This window comes from Sphingomonas sp. PAMC 26617 (assembly GCF_000242835.1).
Taxonomy (GTDB): Bacteria; Pseudomonadota; Alphaproteobacteria; order Sphingomonadales; family Sphingomonadaceae; genus Sphingomonas.
The window spans coordinates 236,720-244,283 of record NZ_JH594426.1 but is presented as its reverse complement, the minus strand read 5'-3'; the positions used below and the strand labels follow the sequence as shown (position 1 = coordinate 244,283).

Here is a 7,564-nt window from a genome sequence, read left to right as displayed (position 1 = left end):
ACGGTCCAGTGCCGCCGACCTGAAACGCGCCCGACGATCTGGATCCGACCGCTCATACGATCACTCGTATGACCGCTCGCTCGTTCGCCCGCTGGCTCTATGATCTCGTCTGACATCAATGCTCCGCTCAAAGAGCGGCAATCAGCCCGTCGGCCAAGCATCCGGCAAGGCGGCCTTCAGGCCACGCTTACGGATCAACAATGGCCTGCTTTTACTCTGCCCCGCTGGCCTGGAATCCAACCGGCGTTGACAGAACTTATCATTCCGCCACACAGCGTCACGGTCGCTACGTATCAGGTGAGCAGGAGACCAAAGATGCGCTCAATTAACGCCCTGTTCGATGACGCAGTGATCGACTGCGTCGCCAGTGACCGCGCTCCCACAATTTAGGAGCTCTTCCACGTCGCGGAGCGGATTTGGACGGACGGAGCATCGGATCGTTCGGCGTTCCGTTGGGATTGCCTCGCGCCGACCGATCCGGCTAAGCTGACGTCGCTGCGTGCGGCTCAAGTGGCTCTGCTGGGATCCAACTGGCATCTTTGAGCACCAGCGCGGCGAGCAAAGTGAACGGTGAGTTTGGGTCGACGCTCTGCTGCCTCGGTTGCTCGACCGCAGTTAATCGATCGTGATCACTATGCGGTCGATCAGATTCCGCCCACGCGTGCTGACCGGATGGATAAGAAACACATCGTAGCCATCACCCTTATTGTCCTCGATCTGTCCCACCATATCTTGAAATGCGTCCAGGTCATCATCGCTATCGCTAATGGGCTGGAAGACGGCCCCGCCTTCGGTTGCCTTGACCCGATACGTGCTGCCGCCCTCCAACAGCTCTTCCAAAAACGCCATTCCTCGTCCTTTTGCGCATATCAGTTGACCGGTCGTCGGCGACATTCTGCCTGTCCGCGTCGCTCATTTTGTTTTTCAACGATTGTTCGTCGAGCCCGGCTGAAATCTTCAACTGTTCGTACCAGGCCCTGCGTCGCGTAATCGGCGAAAACCTCTGGTGCGACTTGCAACTGCGGGGCGGGAAATGCGAGCGGGGCATCAAAGATCGGTTCACCGGGCGTAGCTGAGCTCGCAATGATGATCGCGCGAAACTGCCATGTAGGAGCTTTTTGCGCTTGGATTGTGTGAGACACTGGCCGTCGCCCGACCAAATTCTAGCGCTGGCCCGCGTCTCCGACGGCATACTAGTTTATAGTTTATCCTTCAGCCCCTTGGCTGGAGCGAACGACACCTTTTTCGACGCCGCGATCGTCATCGCCTCGCCGGTTGAGGGATTGCGGCCCGGTCGTTCGGGACGATCCTTCACCGAAAACTTGCCAAAGCCGGGGATCGAGATTTCTTCGCCCGTGGCGGCAGCGCTGGCGATCTGGTCGAACACCGCCGTGATCGCGGCTTTTGCGTGCGCTTCGCTTGTGTTCGTTGCCGCGGCGACGCCCTTAACCAATTCCCCGATATTCATACAGACCGTTCCCAGGCAAAAAAGGAGAATTGCCGATGACCGGCCTCGGTGCAAGCGCCAAGCCTCACGGCGCGCATCCCTCGCGCTTACCCGATGATTACGCCCGTCCAGTCCCGGCGCTTCCGTTTTGCCGGTGCGGTTGCTTTATCCCCAGGTTTAAGCACGTTCGCAATGGGCGGCAGTACGACCCGATCCTCCGTCAATCGCCTAAGACGTGCGCGCGCACGCCACAGCCGGCTTCTAAATGTACCTTCCGGGATCGATAGCTGAGCCGCGCCTTCTTCGATCGAAACGCCTCGACTTGCGAGCTGCACTACGTCGCGGTGATTAGGTGTCAGCTCGCCCATTGCCCAATCCACGTCACGTAGATCGACTGCATCCCCTTGTGTCGCCTCGACGCTCAACATTCGATCCAACGCCTCGTCGGGCAGGTCGGCCTGAAACCGCATGCGACGCCGCCCTGATAGGAACACGTTCCGCATGACGGTTCGGGACCAAGCGCCAAAGTTGCTGCCAATTTGAAAGTTGCCTCGTGCGGCCCAACAGTGAAGCATGGTGTCTTGCAGCAAATCATCGGCATCTGCGCCGACGCCAGCTAACCGGTTGGCGTAGCGACGAAGTCTCGCGGTTTCGCTCTCCAATAGCGCGCCGATTTCCGCGGCTTCGTCGAGCGCCTCTACTGCCTTTGCGAGCGCTTGTTGCATGGAGCGCTCCTCGTAGCGCTCGGCCTACGAGCGCTCCAGTGTCCAATCAAACAACGTTTGCCGTGATAGTTTGGCCGCTCCTCATACCCCGCCCTCACCTCGCTCGGTCGCACCCGTGCCGCGCAGATCTTATGGAGTGCTAGACGCTGATCACACGCTAAACAACGCTAAGCCGACTTCCGATAAGGCTGCCCGCCCTTTTAGCTGGAAAGCTGCCGGTCGGCAGCCGATCAGACTTTGCCTTCGTGGGCTACTTCGTTGGGCCTGACAGCGGCCCGTAGCTGAGGCGGCAAAAGCGGTCCCTTTCGAGACGTGTAAGCATAAACCAAATTAGCGTTGGAAATTAGCGCGATGGCCCCAATTATTACCGTTTTCGAACGGTCCTCCGATGGCAGCAAAGGATTGACGCCTGCCACCCATGTATCATTGCAGCTATCCCCGCACGCTATGGAGCGCCCATGCTGCCCCGACGAGGACATCCCCTTATCTCCATGCTAAATTATAACCCTCGCGTGCGACGCACCGACGGATGGTGGCTCGGCTTTCTCTCGTTGCTCGCCGCCTCTACGGCGTCGTCCGCGGCGTCCGGACTGGACCACGAATACGATGCCTACGCCCGCTCGACCGTCAGGGCGAAACTGCCCGGTGACCGGTCGATCGGCTGGGTTTGCATGGGCAGCGGATCGCCGACCGTCGTTATGACCGCCGGCGCCGGAGACTGGTCGGTCGCGTGGCGGAAGGTACAGCCCGCCATCGCAAAGACCACCCGCGTTTGCGCCTGGGATCGTCCCGGCTTTGGCTTTTCGGATCCGAGCCCCGGCACTCAAAACTTGGTCCAGACCGAGGCCGATCTTGAAGCGGCGCTAAAGGCGGCCAACATTCGTGGGCCTTATGTCTTGGTCGGACATTCGCTGGGTGCGTACGAGACACTGCGCTTCGCAGATCGTAACCGGCAGAGCGTCGCTGCCATGGTACTTGTCGACCCCGCCTTCCCCGACGAATTTCGAACGCTGGCTCGGGATTATCCGGGCGTCTTCAAGCTTCAATCGTCCATGAACAACCAAAATGCGCGCGACCTCCAGGCATGCGCCGACAACGTTCGGAGCAGATCGGTCGAGCCGGGCAGCGCGGGCTGGTCCGATTGCGTCGGCGATGATCCCGCTTACCCGACGAAATTGCGACGGCGCCTAGCGCGGCTTGCCGCCGACCCGGCCCGCTTCACGACGCAACGGTCGTTTACCACGTGGGAATTTCGCGACGCGGAACTGGTCTTGGACCCGCACCGCAGCTACGGCGACCTGCCACTGATTGTCCTGACGGCAGCGGACACGCCTGATTTTCCGCTGGCCGTAGCGCCCGCGTCGACGACGGCGGAAATGAAGCGGATGCAGGTCGAGCTTTGGACGAAGGCGCACGACCGCCTCGCCGCGCTATCGTCGCGCGGGAAGAACGTCATCATTGCCGGGTCGATGCACTATATCCAACTGATGAAGCCCGAGGCGGTCGTCGACGCCACGATGCGGGTCGTCGCCGAGGCGCGAAGCCGCGCAACCAACGCGACCGTCGCGGGGATCGCCGATCCGACGGGGACGATTGGTAGTGGCATTGGCTCCACTCATTGAGCTTTCCTTGGTAAAGCTGGCCGATATCAAAGTGGTTCAGCCGGGGGCTGAACGAACCTCCGCTTGGCTTCCTCATCGTCCGAAGGCGGCTTGTTCGGTTCCACCAAACCCAGTCGTTCCTGGCGCAAAAATTAACCCTTTCGCAACGGGACCGGCGTCGATTAACGCGCTGACCTGTGTGCGCTCGCGACGCGACGCGCTGCTCGGACCGCAGCGGCAGCAGGCCCACGATTTCGGGTGCCTCGACCGTGGGCTTGAACACCGCGTTCGGAATGAGCAACTTTTGAAAAGAGGGCATTTGTGACAACGTACCGTCATCTCTTGAAATAGTGTTGCATTGCGGAGACACTCTCAAAAGTTCCGCCACGGTCCCTTTACAACATGGCGTCGGCGTTACAGTTTTCCCGCATCATGGCGGCACGGGGGTCCGTAATCGTCGCGTAACGGTGCCATCGGCACTACTGGGGAATTTTTTATGCAGTCTATCCAAGCCCGCGCAGTCGCGCGTCTGCGATCCACCGCCGCGCCCTTCGCCCTGCTGGTCGCGCTCTCTGCCAGTTCGGCCTTTGCCCAGACCGCACCGCTGCCCGCTGACTCCGCACCGGCCCAGGCCCAGGCCGGAGAAGCGGACAAGGACATCGTCGTCACTGGCTCGATCTTTCGTCGGACCAATTCGGAGACGCCGTCGCCGGTCACCGTGCTGACCACCGAGACACTGCAGCGCGCCGGCATCACTAACATTAACGACGCGGTGCGGTCGATCTCGGCCGATGGCGCGGGTTCGATCTCGACGGGCTTCACCAACGGCTTCTCCGCCGGCGGCGCTGCCGTCTCGCTGCGCGGCCTTGGCGTCTCGTCCACGCTTGTCCTGATCGACGGCCTGCGTTCGACCAACTTCCCACTCAACGACGATGGCCACAATGCCTATGTTGATCTCAACTCGATCCCGTTCAGCGCGGTTGAGCGGATCGAAGTGCTGAAGGATGGCGCTTCGTCAAGCTACGGCGCCGATGCGATCGGCGGCGTGGTCAACATCATCATGAAGAAGCACTTCACCGGTCTCTCGGGCACTGCCGAAGGCGGCGTGACCGAGAAGGGCGATGGCGCCCGCTATCGCGCAAACCTCACCGCCGGTTATGGCGACTATGCCGCCAGGGGCTGGAACTTCTACGTCAATGCCGAATATCAGAAGGACGAACCGATCTCGGCAACTTCGCGCGGTTTCCCGTACAACACCAACGATCTGAGCTCGATCGGCGGCCTTGACAATAACACTGGTGACAGCTCGCTGACGACTGCGTCCACCAACGCAGTGGTCCGTCGAGCGCGGCAGAACGACCTCAACAATCCATTCGCCGGCGGCGTCGCGACGGGCACCTACACACTGCTCGGCGGGACCGCGCAGTGTACTCGCGGGACCTTCACCGTTGCGGGAGCGGCTGGCGGCACCGGCTGCGCGCATGACTACGGCCAGGAATACGGTACGCGCTACAATGACATCCAGCCATCGCAGGAGCGCTACAGCTTCACCGGTCGACTGAGCGTGCGCCTCGGTGATGCGATCGAGGGGTATGCTACCGGCAGCTACTCGCACAGCCAGGTCACGATCGGCCGTCAGCCGAACAGCATCCGCCAGACCCAGCCCTACGGTGCTTCGCCGGCCCAGGCTTCGAGCAACCCCGGTATCGTCCTGCCAGTCTATATCTGTGCGTCAGGAGTGAACTGCGCGACCGCTGCCGACCGCAGGCTCAACCCAAACAACCCGTATTCGGCCGCTGGCGCGGCTGATCCGGCAAACAATGCCGCACGCATCTATTATGCATTCGGTGACGTCCCGACCTACTCCGTACGCACCAACGAAGTGATCCGCGGCGCAGTCGGCTTCAACGGCGACATCGCGGGCGATTATCACTGGAAGGTCGACGCAGTAGGTGCGCGCGATAATTTTGCGATCGAAAATCACGGCGTGCTCGACATCGCCGGGCTAAAGCAGGCGGTCAACACCGGCGCCTACAACTTCGTCAATCCGACACTCAACACGCAGACTGTCCGCGACACAATCGCGCGGACCTACACGACGCCGTCGCACACCTCGCTGATTTCGGTCGACGGATCGGTCGCCAAGGATCTCTTCGCGCTGCCGGGCGGCAATTTGCAGTTCGCAGTCGGTGGCCAGTTCCGCCACGAGACCGAGGTCAACAACAGCAACAACCCCGGCCTTACGAAATACGCCAACACTTCGGCGGCCTTCGGTACGCATGACGTCTACGCCGGTTATTTCGAAGTCAACGCGCCGATTCTCGACACGCTCGAGGTCAACGGTTCGGGCCGCTATGATCACTATTCGGAAGGCTTCAGCCACTTCTCGCCCAAGATCGGCGCCAAGTGGACCCCGATCAAGCAGATCGCAATTCGCGGGACCTATTCGAACGGTTTCCGCGCACCGACCTTTGCGGAAAACAACCCGCAGTCGAGCTATGCGGGCTTCGTGACGGTGACGCCGCCGGCGAGCTTCCAGCTGGCGCATGGCGGCCTCATCACCGCCGGCAACACAAATCCTTACGCGCAGGCCTACAGCCTTGGTTCGGGCGCGACCGGCAACCCCAATCTGAAGCCCGAAAAGTCGCGTAGCTTCACCGGCGGCGTGGTGGTCGAGCCGATCCGCAACGTCAGCTTCACGGTCGATTACTACAACATCAAGAAGACCGACGTGATCGTGACCGGACCGGATGCCGCCACCGCGCGGGCAAACTATTTCGCCGGTACCGCGCTGCCCGCGGGCTACACTGTTTCGGCCGTCGATGCGCCCGATCCGCTGTTTCCTAACGCACTGCCGCGCGTGCTGATCATCAACGTGCCGTTCGTAAACGCCGGCTCGGTCAAGAGCTCGGGTCTCGACTTCGGTGCGAACTTAAGCGTGCCGATCTCCGAGGGTGTGCGGTTCACCAGCCGTCTCGATCTCACCTACGTGATCCAGTACGACCTCGATCCGGGTAACGGCGGCAAGATCCAGAAGTATGCCGGTACGCTTGGACCTTACGAACTGTCGTCGGGTGCTGGCACCCCGCGTGTGCGCGGCAACTGGCAGAACACGCTCGCGTTCGGCCCACTCTCGCTGACCGCGACAACCTATTACGTATCGCGGATCAAGGAAGTCGCTGCCGACGAAGGCGACGATCTTTCGTGCGCAGGCGGCAACCTTTACGGCACCGGTGACAAGTTCTGCTACATCAAGCGGTTCATCTATGCCGACGTTAACGCCGCTTTCAAGGTGAACGACGACTTCACGTTCAACCTGTTCGTTGGCAACATCACCGGTGAGAAAGCGCCGCTCGCACCGGCATCTTACTCGGGCGCAAACTACCTGCCGACGTGGCATATGGCCGGCATCGTAGGACGCTCGTTCCGTGCTGGCGCTACCTTCAAGTTTTAAACGCGATACGACTGACACGGGAGCGGGCTTTACCAGAAGCTCGCTCCCTTTTTATGTCTGATGGGGCTTTAGGCCAAAATAGCGGGCGGCGTTGGCGCATCGGCAATGACATTCGTCGTGACTTCGATGGCCCGGATATTCGTTCCTGCGTCAATCTCCAGATGAACCTTGCGCCACTGGCGGCGGTAGGATCCTCACCTGTTCGAGGAGCTGAGGACTGAGAGCTGTGAATTGCTCGAAGCTCCGGGGGGCGGATGTCATAATTTCGTAGCGTATTGACCGCAGAGGACATGACTACGACCATTGTTGTGCAGACCGTTGTATTGGTCTTGCTGGG

Annotated in this window: 5 protein-coding genes and 1 pseudogene; 2 read left to right on the top strand and 4 right to left on the bottom strand. The window is 60.7% G+C overall.

Annotated features, from left to right (window positions below):
- Window positions 1–615: 615 nt before the first annotated feature.
- From RH91_RS19825 to RH91_RS21875, 3 genes are all read right to left on the bottom strand, one after another.
- A complete protein-coding gene (locus RH91_RS19825; protein WP_010165093.1) occupies window positions 616–849 on the bottom strand; it encodes a hypothetical protein in 234 nt (77 codons plus the stop codon).
- 349 nt (window positions 850–1,198) lie between these two features.
- Window positions 1,199–1,468: an HU family DNA-binding protein gene (locus RH91_RS19820; RefSeq protein ID WP_010165092.1), complete on the bottom strand. Its 270-nt coding sequence runs from the start codon at window positions 1,466–1,468 to the stop codon at window positions 1,199–1,201.
- 86 nt (window positions 1,469–1,554) lie between these two features.
- Window positions 1,555–2,172: an RNA polymerase sigma factor gene (locus RH91_RS21875; protein WP_010165091.1), complete on the bottom strand. Its 618-nt coding sequence runs from the start codon at window positions 2,170–2,172 to the stop codon at window positions 1,555–1,557.
- 512 nt (window positions 2,173–2,684) lie between these two features.
- Here RH91_RS21875 and RH91_RS19815 point away from each other — a divergent pair.
- Both RH91_RS19815 and RH91_RS19810 read left to right on the top strand, forming a co-directional pair.
- Window positions 2,685–3,794: an alpha/beta fold hydrolase gene (locus tag RH91_RS19815; RefSeq protein ID WP_157137046.1), complete on the top strand. Its 1,110-nt coding sequence runs from the start codon at window positions 2,685–2,687 to the stop codon at window positions 3,792–3,794.
- A gap of 475 nt (window positions 3,795–4,269) precedes the next feature.
- Window positions 4,270–7,227 (top strand): TonB-dependent receptor plug domain-containing protein, encoded by a 2,958-nt coding sequence (locus RH91_RS19810; protein WP_010165089.1) that lies wholly within the window; start codon window positions 4,270–4,272, stop codon window positions 7,225–7,227.
- Between the two features lie 74 nt (window positions 7,228–7,301).
- Here RH91_RS19810 and RH91_RS22665 read toward each other — a convergent pair.
- Window positions 7,302–7,415: pseudogene (locus RH91_RS22665) on the bottom strand (IS5/IS1182 family transposase); the annotation flags it as partial.
- Window positions 7,416–7,564: the final 149 nt, after the last annotated feature.